The following is a 22,715-nucleotide window of genomic DNA, read 5'->3' as shown; positions in this document are numbered from 1 at the left end:
CGTTCTCATGCTCCAGGGCGAGAATAGTAGGGCTGGATGGGACCGCCCATGAGCTCAAAGCGGTGAATCAGCTCCCCTGCGTGTCTGAAAATCTCGGTTGGGGTCGCACCCTCGTTCGCGTCTTTGAACTCACGCCAGGCCCTGTTCCACTCGCCGCCGCGTTCGCCGCCCCGGTGAATCCGCTGATGGACGTGGCGTGGAATGGGCATCGTGTAGTCGTGGATTTTCACTCCCTGCCGTTCGAACCAGCGGGCGAGGTCCTCTGCCTGCGGGAAGATGTGGTGTTTCTCCCAGCGTCCAGGCGTGAGTCGAGGTGGCGCTGAGAAGAATCGCTCAGGGGCGCCATTCCAGTTGGGGAACACCATGACGGCGCCCCGAGGCAGGTGCTGTCCTCCGCCCCGGTGCCTCCGTGGGCCTCGGCCGGGAGCCGCGACCGCCGCGGGCGGGCGAGCCGGTGGGAAGCGCGCGAGTTCCACCGCGCCGTCCAGGTCCTGACACCGGTAGAAGCCGCAGGCGTCTCCCATGCACAGGAGCGAGACGCACTGGTCCTCATCTGGCGCGGCGCACGCCTCCTCGGCGCCGTTCCATGCTTGCTGAGAGGACGCCTGTGGAGCCGACGCGCAGCCTGCCCACGCTGCCGTGAGCAGCAGTAGCCAGAGTGACAGGAGTGTTCGCATGGTTTGGGGAACCTATCGTCCAGCGCCGAGATGGTCGTTAGAGTCCCGCCAGTGAGTGCCCCCCTGGACCTGGAGCGCGTCCGCCGCAAGGTGGAGGCGGGTGAGATTCTGAGCGACGCGGAGCTGTCCCTGCTCCGTGCCGAGGCGCAGCGAGGCACCGGCTCCGCCTTGCGCCTAGCCCTGGCGCACGCCCTCATCAACGCGGGAGCTGAACGTGAGGCGTTGCCCCTGCTGGAGACCCTGCGGCGGGACTTCCCACGCGACTTGCCTGTGCGGCTGGGACTGGCGCGGGCCCTGCTCGGACTGGAGCGCCACGGCGACGCGGAGCGGCTGCTGACCGAGGTCCTGGCCCAGTCGCCAGGAGACCCGGAGGTGCTCAAGGTGCTCGCGGTGCTGGGCCTGCGGCGCGGTGAAGCGGACAAGGCGCGTGCCTACGTCGCGGATGCGCTGGCTCGCGACCCCTTCGACGCCGAGGCGCGGCTGTTGAAGGAGGAGCTGGAGTCCGTGGACCTGCCGCCTCCGCCCATTCCCCAGGAGCAGGTGCTGCGCCCGGAGTTCACCGCCGCGCTCACCGCCGCGCTGGGCCGCGCCCGGGTGGCGTTCCGGCGGCAGGGGAAGGACCTGCTCGTGAAGCTCGCCACGGGCGGTGTTGGACGCGTGGACGTGGGCTCGCTGTACGCGGCCTACCAGGAGTCTCCGGGCACGCAGGGGCTCACTGCCTACGCGGATGCGCTGGCGGCGCGGCTCGGCGGACTGTCCTCGGGCCTGAGCGCGGAGGTCGCGGCGTTGGAAGCGCGGCTGCGTCCGGTGCTGCGCCCAGCGGACTTCGCGGCGCGCGCCGTGGGCGCCCTGCACCGGCCCGGTCCCGTGGGCCTGGAAGTCTTCTACGTGCTGGAGGACGCGGAGTTCGTGCGCTACCTGCCCGAAGCCGCACTGGCCCCCGCGGGACTCACGCCAGAGTCGGCGGACGCGGCGGCATGGCGCAACCTCGCCTCGCGTCTGGCTCCGGTGCGGCCCGTGCTTGTCGACCAGGGGGAAGTCCGGTTGGCGGAGGCATTCTCCGGACTCTGGGCCGTTGCGGAGGGGGACGGCCATGACGCCGCGCGACTGCTCCTGCCTTCGCAGCGCAAGGAGCTGGCACTGCTCGCCGGAGAGGGCCCCCTGCGCGTGGCCCTCGGACGGCGGGAACTGGTGCTGGCCTGCCGCGAGTCGGATGCCGCCGCGTGTGAGTCTCTGGCGCGACTCGTGCCCTCGCCGGATGGAATCCCGGGGACCTTCCGCCTGACGGAAGAGGGCCTGTCCGTGGTGTGAGGCAGTTTCAGCCCGCCGTGCCCGCGGGCAGCTGGTCCACGAACAGCACCTCGCGGTAGCCCAGCGTGAGCAGCAGCGCCCGCAGCGAACGCTCCGCTGACTCCCGCGCCCGCCGCTGGAGTTTCCCGTTCGAGCGGACCTCCTGCTCGAAGGCGACGCGGGCCTTCTCCAGCAACTGCGCCGTCTGCTCGCTGTCCAGGTTGGAGTCGATGACCTCCGTCTCGCCGGGACGCAGCTCCACCTTCACCTCCATGGGCGGCAGCACCACGTAGACGCGCGTGCCCGTCACCTGGAGATGAGAGCGGTCGAAGCGCTGGAAGTCGAAGCCCAGGTGCGCGTTCGCGAAGACGATGGCGCGGCCATGCGGATTCTGGAGCGCGTAACGCGCCCAGTTCAGCACGTCCTTCCAGAGCGCATCCGTGGCCTGGGGCTCCGGCGCGAAGGTCACCTTCTTGTAGAGCGCGACCTCCAGCGTCTCCAGCCGGGCCACGTCCCGCATCTGCTGCACGACGGACGGCGTGTCCGGCAGCGACGGCGATGCGGGCTTCATCAACACCCAGGCCCCCAGCGCGCCGAGCGCGGCGCCCAGGACGACGGTGAGGACTCGCGAGAGGTGCGCCATGGGCCCCAGTGTACCTCCCCGGGCAGGCGCTTCTGGCGAGCTCATATCGAAGGCGCCAGCAGGACGACCGAGTAACCCACGGCCGTTCGTGCTCCAGGATTCTCGTACGAGTGCTTCTGGTCCCCCCGGAAGACGACCACGTCCCCGGGCTGGAGGTGGAAGCGCTCCCCACTGGCGACGAGCACCAGCTCCCCTGACTCACACGCCAGATACTCCCGGGTGCCGGGGGTGTGCGGAACACCGGTGATGCGCACCTGCGGCGGCAGCTCCACGCGGTCGAACTCCATGCCAGGCAGCGGGTCCGGCAGCAGCTTGCGCAACATGCCGCCACCACGCGTCCGGACGGGCAGGGTGGCGCGCGGGTAGTGCCGGGCACTGGCGCGGGGCTTCGCAATCAGCTCCTCCAGCGATACCTGGAGCGCGGCGGCCACGCGGTGCAGCACGGACAGTGTCGGGTTGGCCGCGCCGGACTCTAAATGGGCCCAGGTGGCGCGCGGCACGCCCGCCAGCCGGGACAGCTGCGCCTGTGTGGCGCCTCGCGTCTCGCGCAGGGAACGGATGTTGCGGGCCAGTCTGCCGGGCAGGTCATCGTCGTTCATGGATTGGCAATCTGCCAAGCCCTTGGACCACACGCCAACGGAATGGCGAGCGGCGTGTAGCTCCCGTCGCAAGGAGAACGCACGAATGATTCGCATCGACAAGAGCATCCTGATTACGGGCGCGAGCCGGGGACTGGGGCTGGCGCTGATGAATGGCTTGGCTCGCCGAGGCGCGCGGGTGGTGGGCGTGGCGCGCCATGCCGCGGAGATGGAGGCCGTCGCGGAGGCGCTGCGCTGGGAGGGGCTGGAGGCGCACGCGCTGGCCTACGACGTGGGGGATAAGGAGGCCATCTACCCGATGGTGGGCGCGGCCACCGCGCTGGTGGGCCCGCTGGACGTGCTGGTCCACAACGCGAGCACGCTGGGGCCCACGCCGCTGCCGCTGCTGCTGGACACCGCCTGCGAGGACCTGCAGCGCGTGCTGGAGGTCAACGTGGTGGGCCCCTTTCGCCTCACCAAGGCGGTGGCCGGGAACATGGCGGTGCGAGGCAAGGGGCTGGTCATGCACATCACCTCGGATGCGGCGGTGTCCGCCTATCCCCGCTGGGGCGCATATGGCGTGTCCAAGGCCGCGCTGGAACACCTGGGGCGCGTCTGGGCCGCGGAGCTGGAGGGCACGGGCGTGCGCTTCGTCTCGGTGGACCCCGGGGAGATGGACACGCGAATGTACCGCGACGCGGTGCCGGATGGGGACTACTCGCAGTTGAGCCGCCCGGAGGCGGTGGCGGCCCGGCTCGTGGAGTGGGTGGCGTGGCGGTCGGAGTCGCTGCCCTCGGGCGCCCGTCTGGAGGCGGCGAAGTTGGAGGCCGCATGAAGCCCGCGCGCTGGCCCGTGGACCGTCCCGAGGAGGGGCGCCTGCTGCATGTGGAGCCGCGCGCCCGCCTGCTATTGGGGCCCGGCTTCGTCCCGCGACTGGTGCACGGGCTGCTCACCGACGTGCACGAGCCGGGGAGCCGCCACCATGCGTTGCTCCAGGCCTTCGCGCCGCTGCCGCTGCTCCAGGAGGTGGCCGCGCACGCGGAGGCGCGCGGCTACCTGGGGCACGAGTTCGGAGACTCGTGCCTGCTGCTGGACGCGTGAGCGGTGTGGGCCTCGGCGTTTTACTGGAGCTGGGTGGGCTCCAGCTCCACCTTCACCCAGCCGGGCTTGCGCACGTCGAAGTTGCGGTACGCGTCAATGGCGCCGCTCATGGGTTCCACGTGGGACAGGATGGCCGTGGGGTCCACCACGCCGGTACGCACCAGTTCCAGCAGCTTGGGGATGTACTTGCGGTGGTTGCAGTTGCCCATCTTCATCGTGAGGTTCTTGTTCATCGCCATGCCGATGGGGAACGTGCGCACCTGCGCCGGGTAGACGCCGATGATGGACAGGGTGCCGGCCTTGGCCAGTCCCTCCACGGCCCACATCAGGGCCTGCGCGGGCGCGTCGCCGGGCACCCAGTTGGCACCCTTGGGATTCGTCTTCGGGGCGGCTTCCTTCACCTCGCGCTTGAACTCGGCCTTCTCCTGGTGGGCCTTCTTCGCCGCGGGGCCGTGGTGCGGATGCATGGCGTCCACGCCCACCGCGTCGATGGCGCGGTCCACGCCAATGCCGTTGGTGAGGCGCTTGAGCGTCTCGAGCGGGTCTTCCTCCTCGAAGTTGATGACCTCGGCGCCCTGGGCCCGCGCCAGGTCCAGCCGGTCCTCGTGGCAGTCGATGGCGAAGACGCGGCCGGCGCCCAGCAGCTTCGCGCTGACGATGGCGAAGAGTCCCACGGGGCCGCAGCCGAACACCGCCACGGTGTCACCGGGTTTGATTTCCGCCAGCTCCGCGCCCATGTAGCCGGTGGGGAAGATGTCGGAGATGAGGATGGCCTGCTCGTCGCTGACGCCCTCGGGAATGCGCACCAGGCCCACGTTCGCGAAGGGCACCCGCACCTTTTCCGCCTGCATGCCGTGGAAGGGCCCCGTCTCCTGGGGACCGCCGAAGAAGGCCGTGCCCGCGCTGGGGCCGTTGGGGTTGGCGTCGTTGCACTGCGCGTGGTACCCGGCGCGGCAGTACGAGCAGTTGCCACAGGCGATGGTGGATGGGATGACCACCCGGTCGCCGATGTTGAGGTTGCGGACGTCATCGCCCAGCGCCTCGATGACGCCCACGCCTTCGTGGCCCAGGATGGTGCCCGGCTTCATGCCCGGCATGGTGCCGCGAATCATGTGGAGGTCCGTGCCGCAGATGGCGCTCGCCGTCAGGCGGACGATGGCATCCGTCGGCTTTTCGATTCGCGGCTCCTCTACGTCGTCGAGCCGGATGTCCCCAATCCCATGGAAAACGACAGCCTTCATTGCGTGCGCTCCTGCCCCCTCGGGGCCCCAAGACGGAAAGGGCCTGCGCGGACGCAGACCCGCGTGACTTGGAGCCTGGGCATCGCCCCGGGTGAGGGCAAAGCGAACGCCGCCCCCTCTTCTGCCTGGCGGCCGGGGGAGCGGGGGCTAGCGGCTCGTGGAGGTGTGGTGGACGTGGAAGGTGAGCCGCTTGCCGAAGACGCGGCGGAAGTTCAGGACCTCTCGGTCCGCGTTCCACAGCTCCAGGTCCACGGGGTGCCTGGTGTGCAGGTGCAGCGCCACGCCGTCGCGGCCGTTGGTGGCCTTGAAGTCCTTGATGGGCTGGTGGTGGCTGACGTCCAGCGAGTTGGCCACGCGCAGCAAGGTGGCCAGCTTGCGCACCGTCCGCGCCTCGATCGGGTTGAGGCCCGCCATGCCGGCGTGGGTCAGCTCCGGCGGGCTGCGCCGGTGGTAGCGGGCGACGCGGGCCACCAGCTCGCGCTCGCGGTCGGCGAGGCCCGGCAGGTCGGCGTGGCGGATGAGGTAGTACGTGTGCTTGTGGTGCCGCTCGTAGCTGACGGCGTGGCCCACGTCGTGGAGGAGGGCGGCGACCTCCAGGTGGGGGCGCACCGACAGCGGCAGCTGGTGCAGGGCGGCCAGGTTGTCGAACAGGGTGAGTGACAGCCGGGCGACCTGGCGGGCGTGCTTCTCGTCGAAGTAGAAGCGCTTGCCCAGGGCGAGGGCGGCGTCCGCGAGGCTGTGGTCCTCGCGGTGCTCATCCTGCCGGTAGAGCAGGTCCACGAGGATGCCGTCGCGCAGGCCGCGGTTGACGACGCTGACGGACTCGACGCCCAGGTGCCTGGCCACGCCCTCCAGGATGACAGCGCCGGAGACGATGATGTCCGCGCGGCGCGGGTCGAAGCGCTTGCGGCGGCGCTCGGGAGGCATCTGCGCCAGGGTGTCCACCGTCTGCGTGAGCTGCCGGACGGTGGCGTTGCCGCTGTTCTCCGCGGCGGCGAAGGACACCACGGCGCTGATGGTGCCGGACGAGCCGAGCGCCACGCGGGGGACGTTGGGCACCGTGGGGGGCAGCGTCTTTTGCAGCACGTCCGAGACGAAGCTGCGCATGAGGCGCAGTTGCTTGGGCGGCACGGTGCGCGAGGCGTCGAAGACCTCGGTGAGGCGCACGGAGCCCAGCGCGAGGCTCCAGAGGTTGTCGGGCTTCTCGCCCATGGCGGTGGCGATTTCGGTGCTGCCGCCGCCGATGTCGATGAGGAGCGAGCGCGTGTGGGACGGCTTGCGGTGGAGCACGCCCAGGCAGATGAGGCGGGCCTCTTCCTTTCCGCTGACGACCTCCAGGTTGAGGCCGGCCTCCTCGCGCACGCGGCGGACGATGTCGGCGCTGTTCTTGGCCTCGCGCATGGCGCTGGTGGCCACGGCGCGCACCTGGGCCTTGTGGCGGCGGCAGAGGGCGGCGTAGCGGCGCAGGGTGGCCAGCAGGCGCTCGGCCGTCTCCTCCGGCATGGAGCCGGTGGCGAAGACGCCCTCTCCCGGGCGGATGGCGTCGCGTTCCTGGTGCAGGGTTTCGAGCGCGCCGTCGGCGTCTGGCCGCGCAAGCTCCAGACGGACGGCGTTGGTGCCCACGTCAATGGCGGCGAGTACGGGCGGAGGAGGGCGAGAAGGCATGGGTGGTTCTCGCCGGAGTCTACGGGGCTCCGGTGGCAATCGCAGCGGGAACCGCACCGGCAGGTTGGCCCCTCGCTTCAGTGCGTGACAGCCATGTATCAGTTGCTCAGTCGAGGAAGCGGCGCTCCCAGCGGCGCGCTGCCTCGGGTGTGAGTCCCAGGATGGATTCCCTCCGCCTTCAGCAGTCGCAGCGCCGCGTCACCCGCGGTGCCAATGGAGCCCGCCACCCGCATGGCCCGGGTGCCAGGGAGGACGGCCTCCTCGCCCGCCATTCGCGCGCACACCGCCGGATTCTGTCGGCACGCGCTGGTCGCTGAGTCGAAGCCGTAGCGCTCCGGTCGCGCCGCGCAACCGGCGACCAGGCCACTGACCACCAGCGCCATCCACGGACGTCGCGGCATGTCCCCTCCCGTGCAGGGCCATGGAGGCCGCGCACACACGGGGAGGCACGCTACCGCTTCCGCCGCCGGCCCATGAAGCTGGCGAAGCGCTCCGCGAGGCGGGCGACGGCCAGCCCCACGATGTCCAGCAGCCACTGCTGGAGCCCGGAGCGAGCGCAGTCCTCCAGGTACACCCGCCGCGAGCCGCGCAGGTGCTTGTCGAGCCACCGCTGCGCCTGCGCCGCCACGCCGGGTTCCTCCACCTCTACCAGCGTCTCCAGGTTCACCAGCGACAGCGGGTCCAGATTGAAGCTCCCCACCAGCAGCTTCCTGCCGTCCACCAGCGCCGCCTTCGCGTGCAGCGTGGAGTCGGTCCACTCGTGGATGCTCACCCCGGCGCGCAGGAAGTCGCGGTACAGCCGCATGGTCGCCGCGCGCGCGAACACCACGTCGCTGCGCCCGGCCAGCATCAGCCGCACCGCCACGCCTCGCCGCGAAGCGCGCTTGAGCGCCCGCATGAAACCCTTGTCCGGCAGGAAGTACGCGTGCGCCAGCACCACCTCGTGCTCCGCGCCGTCAATCGCCTGGAGGTACCGCTTGCGCAGCCGGTGCCCGCCCGCGAAGCCGGACAGGAACAACTTCACCGCGCCCGACTCCAGCGCGGAGGCCCCCGCGTGCAGCGTGGCCCCCAACTGCCGGCAGATGTCACCTCGCAGCTCCAGCGCCAGGTCGGCCCAGCCGGGCTGGTCCCCATTCGCCGCGTACGCGTCCCCGATGTTGATGCCTCCCAGGAACGCCACCGAGTCATCGACGAGGAGAATCTTCCGGTGGTTGCGCCAGGAGCGGCCGGTGCACAGCGAGGTGAGCGGGTTGTACACGCGCACCTTCGCCCCCGCGGCCTCCAGCGTCTGCGTGAGGTGCCGGCTGGCGCCAATGCTGCCCCAGCCATCCACCACCACCTTCACCGCGACGCCCCGGTGCGCCGCCGCCACCAGCGCTTCGAGGAACCTCGCGCCGATGCCATCCCGCTCGAAGGTGTAGACCTCCAGGTGCACCCGCACCTGCGCGGTGGCAATGGCCTCCAGCATCCGTGGGTACGCCTCCGTCCCGCCGTCGAGCAGGGTGACGCGCTCCTCACGGACCTCGTTGAGGGGAAGGCGGAGGCCAGGAGCGGTCAATGGCGGCAGTGAGGCTTCGGCGCGCATGAGCGCCTTCCACCCTACCGCTCCCAGCGTCTCGACGGGACAGCCTCACCGTGACATGGGGGCCGTCCCGCCACGGGCCGTCATCGCCCGTCGTGCTTCCGCGCGCCCTTGCCCTTGCCCTTGTGCTTGCACTCGGTGCCGTCCCAGTACTGGCTCGGGTGGCAGTGCTTGCTGTTCCGCTTGGACTTCTTCGACTTGGGCGGACGCGAGTCGAAGTGGTGATGGTGGAAGCAGCCACTGAAGGTGAAGAGCGCGAGAACGGGGAGGAGGAAGAGACGGGCTTTCATCGTGCGGGGCCAGGACATGAATGCTCGGACCCGGCCCGGAGGCGCGCGGCCACATCCCCCCATCGACGCTGTGCGCCTGCTTCGATAGCCTGCGCGCCGTGCCCCCTGCTGCGAAGCCCGTTCGTCATCGGAAGATTGGTGCCTACCGCGTACTCGGAGAGCTGGGACGTGGTGGCATGGCCCTGGTGTACCGAGGCCTGCACGAGATGCTGCAGCGCGAAGTCGCCATCAAGGAACTGCTCCCGGATGGCCAGCGCGACAGGGAGACGTTGTCGCGTTTCCGGCGCGAGGCGCTCGCGCTCGCGGCCTTCCGCCACCAGAACATCGTGACGCTCTACGACATGGTGGAGAAGGCCGAGAGCCTCTTCATGGTGATGGAGCTGGTGGACGGCCCCACCCTCCACACGCTCATCAAGGAAGGCCCGCTGCCAGCGGACGTCACCGGCGTCATCGCCGCGCGCATCGCCAGCGCGCTGGACCACGCGCACTTCCGCCACATCATCCACCGCGACCTCAAGCCCGCCAACGTCATGCTCACCAAGTCCGGTGAGGTGAAGCTGATGGACTTCGGCATCGCCAAGGACGTGGGCATGGAGGCGCTCACCCAGCAAGGCATGGCGGTGGGAACGCCGTCGTACATGTCCCCGGAGCAGGTGACGGGCGTGCCGGTGGATGGCCGCACCGACATCTTCTCGCTCGGCGTGCTGCTCTACGAAGCCCTCTCCGGCGCGCGCCCCTTCCACGGCAAGACGGCGGGCGAGGTCTTCGCGAAGATTCGCGACGGCAAGTACACGCCGCTCTCCAAGGTGGCGCCCAACGTCCCCGCGCCGCTGGTGCGCATCATCCAGCGCGCCATGGAGGTGAAGCCGGAGGACCGCTTCCCCGACGCCGCCGCCATGCGCCGCGAACTGGACGTCTTCCTCGCGCAGGAGGTGCAGGTGTCCCACGCGGCGCTGCTGGTGGCCTTCCTGCGCCACCGTCAGAAGCTGACGGAGACGGAGGCCCAGCAGCTCATGCGGCCGCACGAGCTGGACGCCGCGGTAGAGGGGTTCGACACGGGGCGCTCCCGCCAGGGCGGGAAGCTGAGGTGGGCCCTGGCCGCCGCCATCGCGTTGATGACGGCGGCGGGCACCGGGCTCTACTTCACCCAGGCCCAGTGGGCGCCGCTGGTGGAGCAGCTCACCCGCTGAGGCCGGCGGGTGGCTCAGGCCTGCTGCTTGGACTTGTCGTGCGTGACGGTGACGATGGTGCCGATGCCGCCGCGCACGAAGAAGTCGCCTACCACGGTGAGCTTGCGCGGCTGGATGGCCTTGATGATGTCGTCCGCGATGGTGTTGGTGACCTTCTCGTGGAAGGCCCCCTCATTGCGGTACGCCCACATGTAGAGCTTGAGGCTCTTGAGCTCGATGCAGCTCTGGTCCGGCACGTAGCTGATTTTGAAACGTGCGAAGTCCGGCTGACCGGTGAGCGGGCAGAGACAGGTGAACTCCGGGACGTCGAACACGATTTCGTAGTCGCGATCGGCGGCGGGGTTGGGGAAGGTCTGAAGTTCCTTGGACGGCTGCGAGGGCATGGCGCTGTCGTCTACCACACCAACGCCGCGTGTCATCCCTCCCGTCGATGTCCGCCTGCCAACGCGCCTGGCGTCCAGCAGGGGGGAATCCTGGGGAGGGCCCGGTTGCCGCTTGGGCAGGGGCCCATAATCAAGGGGAGCCTCTTCCCCCGCCCGAGCACATGCCGCTTCCCTCCGACGTCGAAGATGCATTCTCGTGCCTGCCGCTGGCGCTGGTTCGCGTCGGTCCGGACCTGCGCGTGCAGTGGTGCGAGGAAGGATTCGCCCACAAGACGGGCGTGGCGCTGCACGCCGGTGGCGACCTGCGGGACGCCCTGGAGCGCACCCGGAGTCTGGACGCCCTGGAGCGCGCCATCCGGGACGGTGCGTCCCACACCGGCCACGTCATCACCCGCGCGCTGCGTCAGGTCCGGGTGCAGGTGAAGCCCGCCTCGACGGGCGAGGCAGCGGGAGTCTGGTTGGTGGTGGAGCCCGCGGGCGTGGACGACGAGGGGGCCTTCTCCCAGGCGGTGCAGGAGATTGCCCGTTCGGTGGGGGAGACGCTGGAGGTGGACAGCGTCTGCGCCGCCGCCGTGGTGGCCCTGGTCCGCTGCGCGCACGTGCGCCGCGCCGAGGTCTTTCTCTGCGAAGAGGAGGGCGGGAGCCTGCGCCGGGTGGCGGTGTCGGACCTGGCCGGCTCGGAGTCCCCCGAGGCGACCTTCGACTCTCAGTCGGACCCGTTCCGGCAGGCGCTGGCGTTGCGTCAGGCGCAGCTGGGCATCCAGCGGGGCTATGGGGATTCCATGGGCTCCATCTTCGCCGCGGTGCCGCTGTGCGCGCCGCGCCGGACGGTGGGCCTGCTGCTGCTCTACAAGGAACAGGGCACGTCCTTCTCCGTGCGGGAGCTGGACTTGTGGAGCGCCGCGGCGAACCAGCTGGCGGTGGCGGTGGAGAACGCGCGCCTGCTGCGCGAGGCCAAGGCGGCGCTCCAGGTGCGCGAGGAGTTCATCTCCATCGCCAGTCACGAGCTGAAGACGCCGCTCACGCCGCTGAAGCTGGGCCTCTTCACCATGGAGCGGCGCCTGTCGTCGGGCCAGCCGGTGGACCTGGCCACGGTGCTCAAGTCCAAGCGGCAGGTGGACCGGCTGGTGGGACTGGTGGACGACCTGCTGGACGCGTCGCGCCTGGACGCGGGGAGGCTGGCATTGGACCTGGCGCCGCTGGAGGTGGGGCAACTGGTGGCGGAGGTGGTGGACCACTTCCGCGCGGCCTTCGAGCGGCCCTTCGCCGTGGAAGTACCCCGTGAGCGCGTCTGGGTGCGCGGGGACAGGGACAGGCTGGAGCAGGTGCTGGTGAACCTGCTGGAGAACGCGCACAAGTACAGCGCGTCGGAAGAGCCCATTGTCGTGACGGTGGAGCGCTCCCAGGGCGAGGCGCGCATCCACGTCCAGGACCACGGCATCGGCATTCCGGGCGCGGACCAGTCGCAGGTGTTCCAGCGCTTCTATCGGGCGCGCAACGTGTCGCACCGCAACTTCGGCGGACTGGGGCTGGGCCTCTTCATCAGCCACTCCATCGCCCGGCTTCACGGCGGCGCGCTGTCGATGCGCAGCGCGGAAGGGAAGGGCAGCACCTTCTCGCTGAGCCTGCCTCGCATGGCGGCGCACGACGTGAGGCGGCTGCCCCACCGGTTGTTGCTGCTGGACGAGGACCAGACCCAGGAGGCCGCGGCGGAGCAGGTGTTGCTCTCCGAGGGCTTCGAGGTGCTGACGGCGCGCGACGGGGCCGAGGCGCTGCGGCGAGCCACGCACCTGCCGGTGGACCTCATCGTCTTGTCCACCAGCGCCACGCAGGGACAGACGAGCGTCTTCCTGGAGACCTTCGCCACGCTGCCGCGCGCGCGGCCGGTGCCCATCCTGCTGGCTGGAGACGAGCGCCCCTGGTGGGCGCATGAGGGCACGTCGTTGTGTACGCGCCCCTACCGGCCCGAGGACCTGGTGACCCGGGTGCGCAACGCGCTCGCCATGGAGCGGCGGTCCACGGCCGAGGTGCCGCTGGACCTGGTCAGCTCCCGGACGTGAGCACGCGGAAGTCCACCGGGACGATTCCCTCCCGGGCCAGGACCTCGCGCGCCTGGGGGTGGAGGAAGGTCTCCAGCTCGACCTCTCGCTGGGCCGCGTAGCCGCTCTTCAGCGTCTCCGGCCGGTAGCCCGGGTGGCACATCAGCTCGATGACGCCGTCCTGGGGCAGGGCGGCGAGCTCCGAGGTGAAGCGCTCCAGCGTCCAGTACGCCTCCGCGCCCGCGTCCCCCACGAAGTGCGCGTTGGTGGCGACGCCCTGGGCACGCAGCGTGCGCCGCATCTCCGCGTTGATGGAGCGCACCGGGACGCCCACGCTCCGCGCCGCCCGGGCCAGGCCCTCCAGGACCCCCGCGTGCAGGTGCTTGTGCTTGTGCACGTCCACGTGCGTGGCCGGCTGGCCCAGCAGGCCCGCGAGCCGTGCGAGCTGGGCGAAGGACTCCGCCTCCACCACGTCCGCCGGCAGGCTGCCCGCGCGCGCCTCCACGAAGCCGCCGTCCTCGCCGAGCAGCTCGCGCGGGAAGCCGCTCCACACGGGCGTGCCCCGGGCGAGGTTGAGGTGCAGGCCGATGGCGAGGCCCCGAGCCTCGCGCGCGGCGGCCTCGGAGAAGGGCGTGTTCACCATGAAGGTGGCCGACGAGACGACGCCCTCGCGCATGGAGCGGAGAATGCCGCGCGTGACGGCCGGGTCGTAGCCCAGGTCGTCGGCGTTGATGATGAGGGCGCGTGAATGCATGGCGGGGCTCTCCTCGCGGTGGGCTCAGGGCCGGGGGCGTGCCTGGAAGAACTTCCACGCTTCCCGCGTGGCGTCCAGGTGGGGTGTACCGCCGTGATTGAAGTCCGTGAAGCCGGGCCAGGTGTGCTGGCCACCCTGCACCGTGCACAGGGACGCGGTGGCGGACTCCGGGCTGCACCCGGTGGCGGCGGTGCAGGTGCTGTCGCCCTGCTGGTACGTCTCCACGGTGGGGCCCGTACAGCCGTTGCGCTCGGCCCAGCGGCGCACGGACTCCTCGGCGGACGGGTAGGTGCCGCCGAAGGGGCCCAGGTTGCTGCCACCCTGGTAGCGGATGACCGGGTCGGCGGTGCCGTGCATGTGCAGCACCGGCACGGGGCGCGACGGGTTGCAGGGCGTGGCGCCCTCCATGCCCGCCACCGGGGCGATGGCGGCGAAGCGGCTCGCGCGCTGGCAGGCCAGTTGGTACGAGAAGAAGCCACCGTTGGAGATGCCCGTGGCGAAGGTCCGGCGCGTGTCCACGCACACGCGCGTATCCAGGTCCGCCAGCAACGTGTCCACGAAGCCCATGTCATCGACCTTGGCCGTCCAGGCGGGGCCGCAGCACGCGCCCGCGTTCCACCCCCGGCTGGTGCCGTCAGTCCCCTGGTGATTGATTTCGGAGGCGCTGAGGCCCTGGGGATACACGGCGAGGAATCCCTCCGTGTTGGCGAGCGTGGACAGGCGCATCAGCCCCTCCATCTCCACCTCGTTGGAGCCGAAGCCGTGGAAGGCCACCACGGCGGCGGTGGGCCGGGTGGCGTCGTAGCCGGGGGGAACGTGGACGCGGTAGTGGCGGGTGCGCCCGTCGTGCGCCACCGTCCAGTCGTAGGTGCCGGGCCCTACCGTGAGGCCGGTGCAGGCCGTGCGCTCCGGCATCATGGGCTCCTCGCCGGTGGGAGGGACGATGCCGGCATCCTCCGTGGACCGACGGGAAGTGTCCGAGGACGAGCACGCCGTGGCACCAGCGAGCAGGACGCCGAGGGCGAGGCGAGTTCTGCGAAAGCGCATGGCCTCGAAGTTAATGGGCCGGGGCCGTGACGCACGAAGTGTTGGCGTCATTTCACCGCGACGCACTCCGCGGACAGGGCCTCCGCGCGCGTCGGGAAGCGCTCGGAAAGGGCGCGCTTCACCTCGGTGACCCCCGCCGTGTTGCCGGTGTGGGCGTGGAGCTGGCAACGGGAGGCCAGCGCTCGTGGGTCCTCGGGAGAGAGCCGGTCCGCTTCGACGTAGGCACGCTCGGCGCCCGCAGTGTCGCCTTGCCGGAAGAGCACGGCCCCCAGGTAGTAGTGCGCCACGGCGAGCTTGGGCGCCTTCCGAATCGCGCGCTTGAGCAGGGTGGCGGCCTCGTCCACGCGCTGCTGTCGGAATCGCACGAAGCCCAGCTCGGCGAGGCTCGCGGCGTCATCGTGGGAGCGTGTCCACGCGGAGAGCACGCTGGCGGCCTCATCCAGCCGGCCACTTTGCGAGAGCAGCAGGCCGTAGCGTGGCGTCACCTCCGAGGCGCCGGGTTTCCGGGCGTGGACCGTGGCCAGCGCGGCCAGCGCGCCCGGAATGTCCCCCTGACGCTCGCGCAGCTCGGCCAGCGCCAGCGGTGGGCGGAGGTCCTTGGGGGCCAGCGCGGTGGCCTCCTCGAGGGCGCGCTCGGCCCGCTTGCCCAGTCGCAACTCCGTGGCGGCGCGCGCGGCGATGAGGTGCGCCTCGATGTCCTTGGGAAAGCGCGCTACGAAGCCATCCGCCAGGGCCAGGGCCTGCGCGTGCGCGCCGGCTTCCAGCAGCAGCGCGCCCGCCCGGCTCAGCTCCTCCGCGCTTGCCCGGTCATCCGACGCCAGTCCCTCCAGGGCAGCCGCCTTCGCATCCGCCGTGGAGGCGGACTCCGCCCGGGCCAGGCGCTCGGCGGGGGGCGCTGCGGGACGCGTGAGGAACCACGTCGCACCCGCGCCCACTGCACCCAGCGCGAGCACGCCTGCGATGAGCGGGACCATGCGCGAGCGTCGCCTGCTCGGGGCGTGCTCGGCTCCTGGAGTCGAAGGTGGCGTGCCCGCGAGTGCCTTCCGCGTGGCGCCCGCCACCGTCGACGCGTCGGGATTCGTGGTCCGGGAGACCTGAGGCCACGCGGTGGGCGCGTCGACCACGCCCAGGATGGGCCGGGTGTGGGGCGCCGGCGTACTTCCGTGGGACGGGTCCGCGAGCCGCGCGCGCCGCAGGGCCAGTCGCTTGGGGTCGCGGTTCGGGGGGAAGAGCGAATCCACGTAGGCGGCCAACTGCTCGGGTGTGGCCATCTCCGCTGCGCCACCAATCGATTCGATGGCGGCGATGAAGTCTTCCAGGCTGTCGAAGCGCGCGGCCGGCTCTCGGGCCAGCGCGGTGAGGCACACCAGCTCCAGCGCGCTGGGCACGGACGGGTCGAAGGCGGTGGGCGGCTTGGGGCGTCCCTCCGCGATGCGGCCCAGCACCTCGTCGGCGGACAGTCCGGTGAAGGGCCGGCGGCCACAGAGCTGCTCGTAGAGCATGACGCCCGCGGCGAACAAGTCGGCGCGGTGGTCCACCGGCTTGCCGGCAATCATCTCCGGCGACATGTAGAAGAACTTGCCCTTGAGGATGCCGGGCTCCGTGCCCGAGCCCAGCGCGTCCGCCTTGGCGATGCCGAAGTCGATGACCTTCACCGCGCCATTCACACCCACGTGGATGTTGTCGGGCGTGAAGTCGCGGTGGACGATGCGCAGCGGCCGGCCCGCTTCATCCACGGCGCGGTGCGCCGCGTCCAGTCCCCGGCAGGCCTCCACCAGCACGCGCAGGGTGATGCCCAGCGGCACGCGGTGTCCGTGCTCGGCGGCCTCCTGACGCAGCTCGGCGAACGAACGTCCCTCCAGCAGCTCCATGGCGATGAAGGGCTCGGTGCCCTCCATGCCCAGCTCGATGATGGTGACGACGTTGGGGTGTCGCACCTGTGCGGTGATGCGGGCCTCGTTGAGGAACATCTGCACCACGCGCCGGTCCGAGGCGAGGTGCGGCATCAACCGCTTCACCGCGACCGAGGGCCCACGGCTGCCGTCGTCCTCGATGCGGCGGCCCAGGTACACCTCGGCCATGCCGCCTGTCGCGATTCGCGCGGACAGTCGGTAGCGACCCACCTGATAGGGGTTCTGCTCCGGCTCCAAAGTGCGCGCAGTCTATGTGTAGGCGCCCGTCCGCGCACAGTGTTGTGGCTATTACGGCGGGTGGGGGTCCTCTACCTCCCCGCTCGCGCCTGGGAGCGGGAATGTTAACGTCCGTCCTGTCTCGTGGGCCTGGCGGGAGGTGGCCCAGACACACGCACGCGCTGCGGCCGGAGGGATGGTTGGGCACAGTCCTCAAGGGTGGTTTCGTCGTCGAACTGGAGCCGGCGCTGGTCGAGCGCGTGGACCTGCGCATCGAAGGAGAGCGAATCGTCGCCCGTGGGCCGGACCTGACGCCGGGCCCGGATGACGAAGTCGTGGCGCTGTCGGGCAAGCTCGTCTTCCCGGGGCTGGTGAGCGCGCACCACCGCCTGTACGCGGTGCTGGGCCGTGGCATGCCGCGCCCGCCGCTGGAGACCTACCAGGACATCCTCGAGCAGGTGGCCTGGCCGTACGAGAACGCGCTCGACCTGGACGCCGTGCAGGTGGCGGGCTGTGCCGGCGGGCTGGAGGCGCTTCAGTGCGGCACCACCACCGTGTGCGATTTGCACTCCTCGCCCAAGGCGATTTCGGGCTCGCTGGTGCGGCTGGCGCGCGGGCTCCATGAGGTGGGCGTGCGCGGTGTGCTCGCCTACGCGGTGTCGGATCGCCAGGGGGCGCTCGGCCGCGAGGAGGGGCTGGAGGAGACGGTCAGCTTCGCGAAGAAGGCGAAGGGGCGTTTCCGAGGGCAGGTGGGCGCGGCGCCGTGCTTCACGATCGGGCCGGATGCGCTGTCAGGCCTGGCGGAGGCGCTGAAGGCGCTGGGCGATGGCGGCCTGCACCTGCCGTTGGCGGAGGACCCGCTCGACGAGCGCCTGTCCAACGAGAACTACGGTGCCTCGCCGGTTTCGCGGTTGCTGGAGGCGGGCCTGCTGTCGCCCAAGAGCCAGCTGGCGCACGTGGGCCACCTGGACTGGGCGGACCTGGCGCAGGTGATTGCCACCGGTGCGTGGCTGGTGCACACGCCGCGCGCCAACCAGGGGCTGGAGGTGGGGTACGCGCCGGCGCTGAAGTTCGGGGCCCGGGCCACGCTGGGCGCGGATGGCGTGTCGGCGGACCTGTTCGCGGAGGCGCAGGCGGCGTACCTGCGCTCACGTGAGGCGGGGCAGCCCATCGATGTGCTGCGCTACCTGGCCAACGGGCACCGCATGGCGTCGCAGATTTTCGACGCATCGGTGGGGCCCATGCGCGAGGGCTCGCTCGCCGACTTGCTCATCCTGGACTACCTGCCAGCCACGCCGCTGACGGCGGAGAACCTGGCCTGGCACGTGGTGTTCGGCCTGGGCAGCCGGCACGTGGAGGCGGTGATGGTGGATGGTGTGTGGCGCATGTGGGCGCGCCGGCCGCTGTCGGTGAGTCCCACCGTGGTGGCGGAGCAGGCGCGCGAGGCCGCGTCGGCGGTGTGGGCGCGGATGGCGGAGGCGGCGAAGAAGTAGCCTGCCTCTGTCTTGTCCGGGGGCGGGATGTCCTGTCTAGTCCCGCCCATGCTCGTGCCATTGCTCGTTGCGGGATTCTTCAGCGGTGCCATTCCCCAGGCCGGAGAGACGGCGCCGGACTTCACGGCGAAGGACTCCGCGGGGAACGTCTACACGTTGTCGGAGATGGTGAAGAAGGGCCCCGTCATCCTGGCCTTCTTCCCCAAGGCCTTCACGGGCGGCTGCACCCGCGAGCTCAAGGCGTACAGAGACCGTTACGCGGACGTGGAGAAGGCGCAGGGGCAGGTGCTGGCCATCAGCATGGATGACGCGGAGACGCTCACGCGCTTCAAGACCGAATTGAAGGCGCCGTTCCCGTTCATCCCCGACCCTGAAGGGAAGGTCGTCTCCGCCTATGACGTGAAGATGCCGCTGCTGTCGGTGCCGAAGCGGTACACGTTCGTCGTGGGTGAGGGCCTGAAGATTCTCAAGGTCGAGTCCGGCAACGACGCCATCAACCCGCACGGAGCGATTGTCGCGTGCCCGCTGCGCAAGCCGGCCGGCGCGGACGCGAAGACGCCAGATTCGGGCACGAAGTAGCCGCGCAAGGCACGTGGCTACCGTCCCTGAGCGGGTGCCACGCGCTGCCGGCTGTCGAAGACCTGCGCGGGTGAACCATCGATGAAGGTGTCTTCGAAGGCGCCCCCCGTGTACTCGTGGATGACACTGCGCCAGAAGGCGATGGCCGGGCGGTTGCGTGGCAGTTGGGACAGCTCCCAGATGCCGGGGAAGAGGTCGAACACGGCCCTGGCCGCGAGCCGGCCCAGGCCGATGCGCCGCTCGTTTCGCAGGATGAAGAACTCGCTCATCCGGAAGTCGCGCCCAGGCGTCATGTAGGGGAAGGGGGACTGTCCCACGAAGGCGAAGCCCACGACGCGGCCCTCCCAGCGCAGCAGCAGGGGGTGGACCTCGGGGGCGGGAATCAGCCACGTGGGCAGGAAGTCCGGCCGCCAGCGCCCCTGCTCGTCCATGGCGTAGTCGACGCCGAACTCGCTCAGGTCGTGGAGGTAGAGCGGGTAGAGGTTTCGAAGCAGCGTGTGCTCGGACGGAGTCGCTCGGAGAATCTCCATGGAGGGCCTCTCGTGTTCCCAGCATGACCCTTCGGGCGTCCGTCGGCCAGGGCGTCGCGGAGGGTATCTGCTGGGCCTGGCGGACGGACGAGGAGGGGCCTGGGAGGGGCCTCGTCTCTCCATCCATCGGGTGTCATGCAGGGAAGGGGAGCGGTGGGGCAATCCTCCCATGGAGGCGCTCGGCCTACGTTGCCCTCCATGAGTCCGGGGCTCTGCGGGGGGGGACCATGAACAGTCAGCGGATGCGCATGGCGAGTGGAATGGACGGCCAGGAGACCCATGCCCCACCCCACGAGGGCAGGCATGCGCACGGCAGTGACGTCACGTCGAGCCGGGCGGTGCGGCGGGTGCTGATGACGGCCGACGCCGTGGGCGACGTCTGGACGTATGCGCTGGAGCTGACCCGGGCGTTCGCGCCGCACGGGGTGGAGGTGACGCTGGCGACCATGGGGGCGCCGCTCACCAGCGCGCAGTGGGCGGAGGCGCGAGGCATCCCCAACCTCACCGTGGAGGAAGGGCGCTTCCGGCTGGAGTGGATGGAGGACCCGTGGGACGACGTGCGCTCGGCGGGCGACTGGCTGCTCGCGCTGGAGCGCCGGGTGCGTCCGGACGTGGTGCACCTCAATGGCTACGTGCACGGGGCGCTGCCGTGGCTGCACCGGCCCCTGGTGGTGGGGCACGCATGCCGCCTGTCGTGGTGGCGGGCGGTGAAGGGCGAGGACGCGCCCGCGTGCCATGCGCGCTATCGCGAGGCCGTCACCGCGGGCCTGGGCGCCGCGGGCCGGGTGGTGACGCCGAGCCGGGACCTGCTCGACTCCCTCCAGATGCACTATGGCCCGCTGACCGCCGCGGAGGTCATCCCCCATGCCCGGCGCGCGGACCGGGTGCCGCCTCGCTCGGAGCGGGAGCCCTTCATCCTCAGCGTGGGCAGTCCGTGGGACGCCGCGAAGAATGTCGCCGTGCTGGACGCCGCCGCGCCCCGCCTGGGTTGGCCGGTGCGGCTCGCGGGAGACGCGCGCCATCCCTCCGATCGGAAGGCGGAGCCGCGCCACCTCCAGTGGATGGGGCGCCTGGAGCCGCATGTCCTGGCGGAGTGGATGTCGCGCGCATCCATCTATGTGCTGCCGGCCCGATACGCGCCCTTTGGCCTCACCGCGCTGGAGGCGGCCCTGTCCGGCTGCGCGCTGGTGCTGGGCGACATTCCGGCGCTGCGCGAGGTGTGGGGAGATGGGGCCGCGTGCTTCGTGCCCCCGGACGACGTGGATGCCCTGGTGGAGACGCTGGAGCGGCTGCGCGAGGACACCGGGCTGCGCACCCGGCTGGCCTTGCGCGCGCGGGCGTGGGCGCTGACGTACACGCCCCGGCGGATGGCCAGCCGCTACCTCTCCGCCTACGCCAGCCTCGTGGGCACGCAGGAGGTGCTGTCTCCAGCGGGCCCCCCCACGCACTGAGCGGGTGGGGCGTCAGCTCGCCTCGGTGGGGCTGACAGGGTAGTTGCCCGACGCGTGGGCCTGGGCATGCTGCGCGAAGAGGAACCTGCGCACCGCGGCGCGGGTGAGCAGCCCGCAGGTGGGGCTGCCCGCCGGGACGCTGACGGGCAGGGCATCCACGTCCTCGTGGTCCATGACGTGGAGGGCATGGGACAGGTTCGCGTCGGGGGAGAGCGCGGGCAGCTTGCGCGCCAGGTCACTGGCCACCAGCAGCGGGTACACGGATTCGTCGCGCCACACTTCGCGCAGTTGCTCCACCTGCACGGTGCCGTAGATGCGGCCCACGGTGTCCAGGACGGGCAGGGTGCCCGCCTCGGAGGTGAGCAGCAGGTCCGTCAGCGCCCGCAGCGGCATGCCCGCGGGCACGGGTGTCAGGTGGGCCATCAGCGAGCGGACGGGGGTGGCCTCCAGCAGGTCCGTGTCGCTCTGGACCTTCGGCGTCTTCCGCTCGGTGAGGTAGTGACAGAGCGCCGAGGCGATGGTGCACGTCACCATCAGCGGCAGGATGATGTCGTGGTTCCCGCTCAGCTCGTACAGCATCATCATTCCCGTGAGCGGGCCGCGGGTGAGCGCCGCCACCGCGCCGCCCATGCCCACCAGGGCATACGCGCCACTGGGGCCGGTGCTCTCCGGGAAGAAGGAGTGCACCAGGGTGCCGAAGGCGCCGCCCGCCATGGCGCCAATGAGCGCCGCCGGGAAGAACGTCCCGCCCGAGCCACCCGAGCCGATGGTGATGGCCGTGGCCACCAGCTTCAGCAGACACGCGGTGATGAGGAACAGGAAGGGCAGCCGTCCCAGCGCGGCCAGGTTGATGTAGTCGTGCCCGCTGCCCCAGACGGTGGGGCTGGCGAAGGCCAGGATGCCGGCGCACAGACCGCCCAGTCCTGCGCGCAGCGGCAGCGGCTTGCTGCCCAGCCACGGGGACAGCCGGTCCTTCCCATGGCCATGGAAGTAGTGCTCCACGCCGTGCAGCAATTGCACGAAGGTGAAGGCGAGCAGCCCACAGGCGATGCCCAGGCCCGCGTAGGCCAGCACCTCGCCGCCGCTGACCAGCTCGTAGGGAACGTGCCGGAGCATGGCGGACTCTCCCATGACGCCCTGGCTCACCAGGGTGCCGGCCACGCTGGCCAGGATGATGGGGGAGAAGACGCGCAGCTCGAACTCGCGAAGGATGATTTCCATCGCGAACACGGCGCCGGCGATGGGGGCGTTGAAGGACGCGGAGATGCCCGCGCCCGCGCCGCACGCCAGGAGGATGGACAGCTCCTTGCGGCTGAAGCCCAGCACCCGGCCCACGGTGGATGCGAACGCCGCGCCGCCGTAGACGATGGGCCCCTCACGGCCCGCCGAGCCGCCGCTGCCAATGGTGATGGCGGACGCCACCAGCTTCAGCAGGCCCCGGTCCGCTGGCAGGGCGTTGGCGCCACTCTTCACCGCTCGCACCACCTCGGGGACGCCGTGGCCATGCGTCTCGGGTTTGTCCCGCAGCAGCCGGCCCACCACCACGCCGCCCAGCGTGGGCGCCAGCAGCATCAGCCACCAGGGCAGGTGGGGCAGCGCCTCGGGCAGGTTGTGGCTGTGTCCGAACACACTGTTGAGCGCGGACAGCGCCACCAGCGGGTAGTAGAGCGACAGCCCGCCCAGGGCCAGCAGGGCCAGCAGGCGCAGCCGGCGCTTCACCTCGTCACGGGGCCCGCCAGGCTCGATGATGCGCGCCAGCAGCAGCGCGCCGGACGCCAGGGGCACGCCGATGAAGGCGTACTCCGGATGCCAGCGGGCCGCGGCGAACGCCTCGATGAGCGACTGGAACTGGTCCTGGCGAAGCGTGTGCTTCAGCGAGGCCGCCCCGAAGGTGAGCCCGCTCACCAACCCGATGAGGTTGGAGAAGATGCCGGCCGCCAGCCCGCTGTACAGGCCGACCACCGCGCCCGCTACCGGTAGGACAGAGGGGCCGGGCAGCCGCAGGCGGTTGGACGCTTTCAGCGCGGCGTGGACGAAGCGGCCCATCGCCGCG

The 22,715-nt window shown here is 70.8% G+C and carries 22 protein-coding genes; 8 read left to right on the top strand and 14 right to left on the bottom strand.

Annotation, left to right across the window (positions count from 1 at the left end; all coding sequences use genetic code 11):
- Nucleotides 1–5: 5 nt before the first annotated feature.
- Nucleotides 6–677, bottom strand: a complete 672-nt coding sequence (locus tag F8M74_RS28250) for a TIGR02269 family lipoprotein (RefSeq protein WP_141255574.1) — start codon at nucleotides 675–677, stop codon at nucleotides 6–8.
- Between the two features lie 30 nt (nucleotides 678–707).
- Between F8M74_RS28250 and F8M74_RS28245 the strand changes: the two genes are divergently transcribed.
- On the top strand, nucleotides 708–1,988 hold the full coding sequence (locus F8M74_RS28245; protein WP_171410171.1) for a tetratricopeptide repeat protein: 1,281 nt from the start codon (nucleotides 708–710) through the stop codon (nucleotides 1,986–1,988).
- A 7-nt stretch (nucleotides 1,989–1,995) separates the two neighbouring features.
- Here the strand turns inward: F8M74_RS28245 and F8M74_RS28240 are convergent, their stop codons facing one another.
- Nucleotides 1,996–2,610: a DUF4230 domain-containing protein gene (locus F8M74_RS28240; RefSeq protein WP_228560431.1), complete on the bottom strand. Its 615-nt coding sequence runs from the start codon at nucleotides 2,608–2,610 to the stop codon at nucleotides 1,996–1,998.
- A 41-nt stretch (nucleotides 2,611–2,651) separates the two neighbouring features.
- Nucleotides 2,652–3,209 carry a helix-turn-helix domain-containing protein gene (locus F8M74_RS28235; RefSeq protein WP_011556259.1) on the bottom strand — a complete coding sequence of 186 codons (558 nt, stop codon included), beginning with the start codon at nucleotides 3,207–3,209 and terminating at the stop codon, nucleotides 2,652–2,654.
- Between the two features lie 85 nt (nucleotides 3,210–3,294).
- Here F8M74_RS28235 and F8M74_RS28230 point away from each other — a divergent pair, with 85 nt between their 5' ends.
- Together F8M74_RS28230 and F8M74_RS28225 are read left to right on the top strand one after the other, a co-directional pair.
- Complete coding sequence (locus F8M74_RS28230) at nucleotides 3,295–4,023, top strand: SDR family oxidoreductase (RefSeq protein ID WP_141255577.1); 729 nt, start codon at nucleotides 3,295–3,297, stop codon at nucleotides 4,021–4,023.
- Nucleotides 4,020–4,289, top strand: coding sequence for an S-adenosylmethionine:tRNA ribosyltransferase-isomerase (locus F8M74_RS28225; protein WP_228560433.1), 270 nt, complete (start codon nucleotides 4,020–4,022; stop codon nucleotides 4,287–4,289). The genes F8M74_RS28230 and F8M74_RS28225 overlap by 4 nt, the downstream gene beginning before the upstream one ends.
- 20 nt (nucleotides 4,290–4,309) lie before the next feature.
- Here the strand turns inward: F8M74_RS28225 and F8M74_RS28220 are convergent, their stop codons facing one another.
- The 5 genes from F8M74_RS28220 to F8M74_RS28200 all read right to left on the bottom strand — a co-directional run bounded on the left by F8M74_RS28220 (nucleotide 4,310) and on the right by F8M74_RS28200 (nucleotide 9,067).
- A complete protein-coding gene (locus F8M74_RS28220; protein WP_141255578.1) occupies nucleotides 4,310–5,530 on the bottom strand; it encodes a zinc-dependent alcohol dehydrogenase in 1,221 nt (406 codons plus the stop codon).
- 147 nt (nucleotides 5,531–5,677) lie between these two features.
- Nucleotides 5,678–7,195, bottom strand: coding sequence for a Ppx/GppA phosphatase family protein (locus tag F8M74_RS28215; protein ID WP_141255579.1), 1,518 nt, complete (start codon nucleotides 7,193–7,195; stop codon nucleotides 5,678–5,680).
- Between the two features lie 98 nt (nucleotides 7,196–7,293).
- Complete coding sequence (locus F8M74_RS28210; RefSeq protein WP_228560435.1) at nucleotides 7,294–7,596, bottom strand: hypothetical protein; 303 nt, start codon at nucleotides 7,594–7,596, stop codon at nucleotides 7,294–7,296.
- Nucleotides 7,597–7,646: 50 nt separating this feature from the next.
- Nucleotides 7,647–8,780, bottom strand: a complete 1,134-nt coding sequence (locus tag F8M74_RS28205; protein ID WP_141255580.1) for a phosphatidylserine/phosphatidylglycerophosphate/cardiolipin synthase family protein — start codon at nucleotides 8,778–8,780, stop codon at nucleotides 7,647–7,649.
- An 80-nt stretch (nucleotides 8,781–8,860) separates the two neighbouring features.
- Nucleotides 8,861–9,067: a hypothetical protein gene (locus F8M74_RS28200; protein WP_240462310.1), complete on the bottom strand. Its 207-nt coding sequence runs from the start codon at nucleotides 9,065–9,067 to the stop codon at nucleotides 8,861–8,863.
- Nucleotides 9,068–9,165: 98 nt separating this feature from the next.
- Between F8M74_RS28200 and F8M74_RS28195 the strand changes: the two genes are divergently transcribed.
- Nucleotides 9,166–10,257 (top strand): serine/threonine-protein kinase, encoded by a 1,092-nt coding sequence (locus tag F8M74_RS28195; RefSeq protein ID WP_141255604.1) that lies wholly within the window; start codon nucleotides 9,166–9,168, stop codon nucleotides 10,255–10,257.
- A 14-nt stretch (nucleotides 10,258–10,271) separates the two neighbouring features.
- On the opposite strand, the gene queF is transcribed toward F8M74_RS28195, so the two are convergent.
- Nucleotides 10,272–10,640, bottom strand: a complete 369-nt coding sequence (queF, locus tag F8M74_RS28190; protein ID WP_090488789.1) for a preQ(1) synthase — start codon at nucleotides 10,638–10,640, stop codon at nucleotides 10,272–10,274.
- Nucleotides 10,641–10,801: 161 nt separating this feature from the next.
- Here queF and F8M74_RS28185 point away from each other — a divergent pair, with 161 nt between their 5' ends.
- Nucleotides 10,802–12,700 (top strand): hybrid sensor histidine kinase/response regulator, encoded by a 1,899-nt coding sequence (locus F8M74_RS28185; RefSeq protein WP_141255582.1) that lies wholly within the window; start codon nucleotides 10,802–10,804, stop codon nucleotides 12,698–12,700.
- Here F8M74_RS28185 and F8M74_RS28180 read toward each other — a convergent pair.
- The 3 genes from F8M74_RS28180 to F8M74_RS28170 all read right to left on the bottom strand — a co-directional run bounded on the left by F8M74_RS28180 (nucleotide 12,684) and on the right by F8M74_RS28170 (nucleotide 16,603).
- Complete coding sequence (locus tag F8M74_RS28180) at nucleotides 12,684–13,433, bottom strand: carbohydrate deacetylase (RefSeq protein WP_141255583.1); 750 nt, start codon at nucleotides 13,431–13,433, stop codon at nucleotides 12,684–12,686. The two genes, F8M74_RS28185 and F8M74_RS28180, sit on opposite strands and share 17 nt — an antisense overlap.
- Nucleotides 13,434–13,457: 24 nt before the next feature.
- Nucleotides 13,458–14,351: a PHB depolymerase family esterase gene (locus tag F8M74_RS28175; RefSeq protein WP_228560436.1), complete on the bottom strand. Its 894-nt coding sequence runs from the start codon at nucleotides 14,349–14,351 to the stop codon at nucleotides 13,458–13,460.
- Nucleotides 14,352–14,527: 176 nt separating this feature from the next.
- A complete protein-coding gene (locus tag F8M74_RS28170) occupies nucleotides 14,528–16,603 on the bottom strand; it encodes a serine/threonine-protein kinase (RefSeq protein ID WP_255470584.1) in 2,076 nt (691 codons plus the stop codon).
- Between the two features lie 206 nt (nucleotides 16,604–16,809).
- Between F8M74_RS28170 and F8M74_RS28165 the strand changes: the two genes are divergently transcribed.
- On the top strand, nucleotides 16,810–18,102 hold the full coding sequence (locus F8M74_RS28165) for an amidohydrolase family protein (protein ID WP_141255586.1): 1,293 nt from the start codon (nucleotides 16,810–16,812) through the stop codon (nucleotides 18,100–18,102).
- A 48-nt stretch (nucleotides 18,103–18,150) separates the two neighbouring features.
- Complete coding sequence (locus F8M74_RS28160) at nucleotides 18,151–18,681, top strand: peroxiredoxin (protein WP_141255587.1); 531 nt, start codon at nucleotides 18,151–18,153, stop codon at nucleotides 18,679–18,681.
- 17 nt (nucleotides 18,682–18,698) lie between these two features.
- Here F8M74_RS28160 and F8M74_RS28155 read toward each other — a convergent pair whose 3' ends face one another.
- Nucleotides 18,699–19,211, bottom strand: a complete 513-nt coding sequence (locus F8M74_RS28155; RefSeq protein WP_141255588.1) for a GNAT family N-acetyltransferase — start codon at nucleotides 19,209–19,211, stop codon at nucleotides 18,699–18,701.
- A 242-nt stretch (nucleotides 19,212–19,453) separates the two neighbouring features.
- On the opposite strand from F8M74_RS28155, the gene F8M74_RS28150 reads away from it, so the two are divergent.
- A complete protein-coding gene (locus F8M74_RS28150) occupies nucleotides 19,454–20,662 on the top strand; it encodes a glycosyltransferase family 4 protein (protein WP_141255605.1) in 1,209 nt (402 codons plus the stop codon).
- A gap of 12 nt (nucleotides 20,663–20,674) precedes the next feature.
- Here the strand turns inward: F8M74_RS28150 and F8M74_RS28145 are convergent, their stop codons facing one another.
- Nucleotides 20,675–22,708: a chloride channel protein gene (locus tag F8M74_RS28145; RefSeq protein ID WP_141255589.1), complete on the bottom strand. Its 2,034-nt coding sequence runs from the start codon at nucleotides 22,706–22,708 to the stop codon at nucleotides 20,675–20,677.
- Nucleotides 22,709–22,715 lie beyond the last annotated feature (7 nt).

The sequence above is a fragment of the Myxococcus sp. CA023 genome, from assembly GCF_010998615.1.
Taxonomy (GTDB): Bacteria; Myxococcota; Myxococcia; order Myxococcales; family Myxococcaceae; genus Myxococcus.
Note: the sequence above shows the minus strand (reverse complement) of the source record. Positions and strands in the feature narration are given on the sequence as shown.

Coding starts and splice junctions, on each gene's coding strand:
- F8M74_RS28250 (WP_141255574.1), bottom strand. CDS start 677: ATGCGAACACTCCTGTCACTCTGGCTACTGCTGCTCACGGCAGCGTGG.
- F8M74_RS28245 (WP_171410171.1), top strand. CDS start 708: ATGGTCGTTAGAGTCCCGCCAGTGAGTGCCCCCCTGGACCTGGAGCGC.
- F8M74_RS28240 (WP_228560431.1), bottom strand. CDS start 2,610: ATGGCGCACCTCTCGCGAGTCCTCACCGTCGTCCTGGGCGCCGCGCTC.
- F8M74_RS28235 (WP_011556259.1), bottom strand. CDS start 3,209: ATGAACGACGATGACCTGCCCGGCAGACTGGCCCGCAACATCCGTTCC.
- F8M74_RS28230 (WP_141255577.1), top strand. CDS start 3,295: ATGATTCGCATCGACAAGAGCATCCTGATTACGGGCGCGAGCCGGGGA.
- F8M74_RS28225 (WP_228560433.1), top strand. CDS start 4,020: ATGAAGCCCGCGCGCTGGCCCGTGGACCGTCCCGAGGAGGGGCGCCTG.
- F8M74_RS28220 (WP_141255578.1), bottom strand. CDS start 5,530: ATGAAGGCTGTCGTTTTCCATGGGATTGGGGACATCCGGCTCGACGAC.
- F8M74_RS28215 (WP_141255579.1), bottom strand. CDS start 7,195: ATGCCTTCTCGCCCTCCTCCGCCCGTACTCGCCGCCATTGACGTGGGC.
- F8M74_RS28210 (WP_228560435.1), bottom strand. CDS start 7,596: ATGCCGCGACGTCCGTGGATGGCGCTGGTGGTCAGTGGCCTGGTCGCC.
- F8M74_RS28205 (WP_141255580.1), bottom strand. CDS start 8,780: ATGCGCGCCGAAGCCTCACTGCCGCCATTGACCGCTCCTGGCCTCCGC.
- F8M74_RS28200 (WP_240462310.1), bottom strand. CDS start 9,067: ATGAAAGCCCGTCTCTTCCTCCTCCCCGTTCTCGCGCTCTTCACCTTC.
- queF (WP_090488789.1), bottom strand. CDS start 10,640: ATGCCCTCGCAGCCGTCCAAGGAACTTCAGACCTTCCCCAACCCCGCC.
- F8M74_RS28185 (WP_141255582.1), top strand. CDS start 10,802: ATGCCGCTTCCCTCCGACGTCGAAGATGCATTCTCGTGCCTGCCGCTG.
- F8M74_RS28180 (WP_141255583.1), bottom strand. CDS start 13,433: ATGCATTCACGCGCCCTCATCATCAACGCCGACGACCTGGGCTACGAC.
- F8M74_RS28175 (WP_228560436.1), bottom strand. CDS start 14,351: ATGATGCCGGAGCGCACGGCCTGCACCGGCCTCACGGTAGGGCCCGGC.
- F8M74_RS28160 (WP_141255587.1), top strand. CDS start 18,151: ATGCTCGTGCCATTGCTCGTTGCGGGATTCTTCAGCGGTGCCATTCCC.
- F8M74_RS28155 (WP_141255588.1), bottom strand. CDS start 19,211: ATGGAGATTCTCCGAGCGACTCCGTCCGAGCACACGCTGCTTCGAAAC.
- F8M74_RS28150 (WP_141255605.1), top strand. CDS start 19,454: ATGCGCATGGCGAGTGGAATGGACGGCCAGGAGACCCATGCCCCACCC.
- F8M74_RS28145 (WP_141255589.1), bottom strand. CDS start 22,708: ATGGGCCGCTTCGTCCACGCCGCGCTGAAAGCGTCCAACCGCCTGCGG.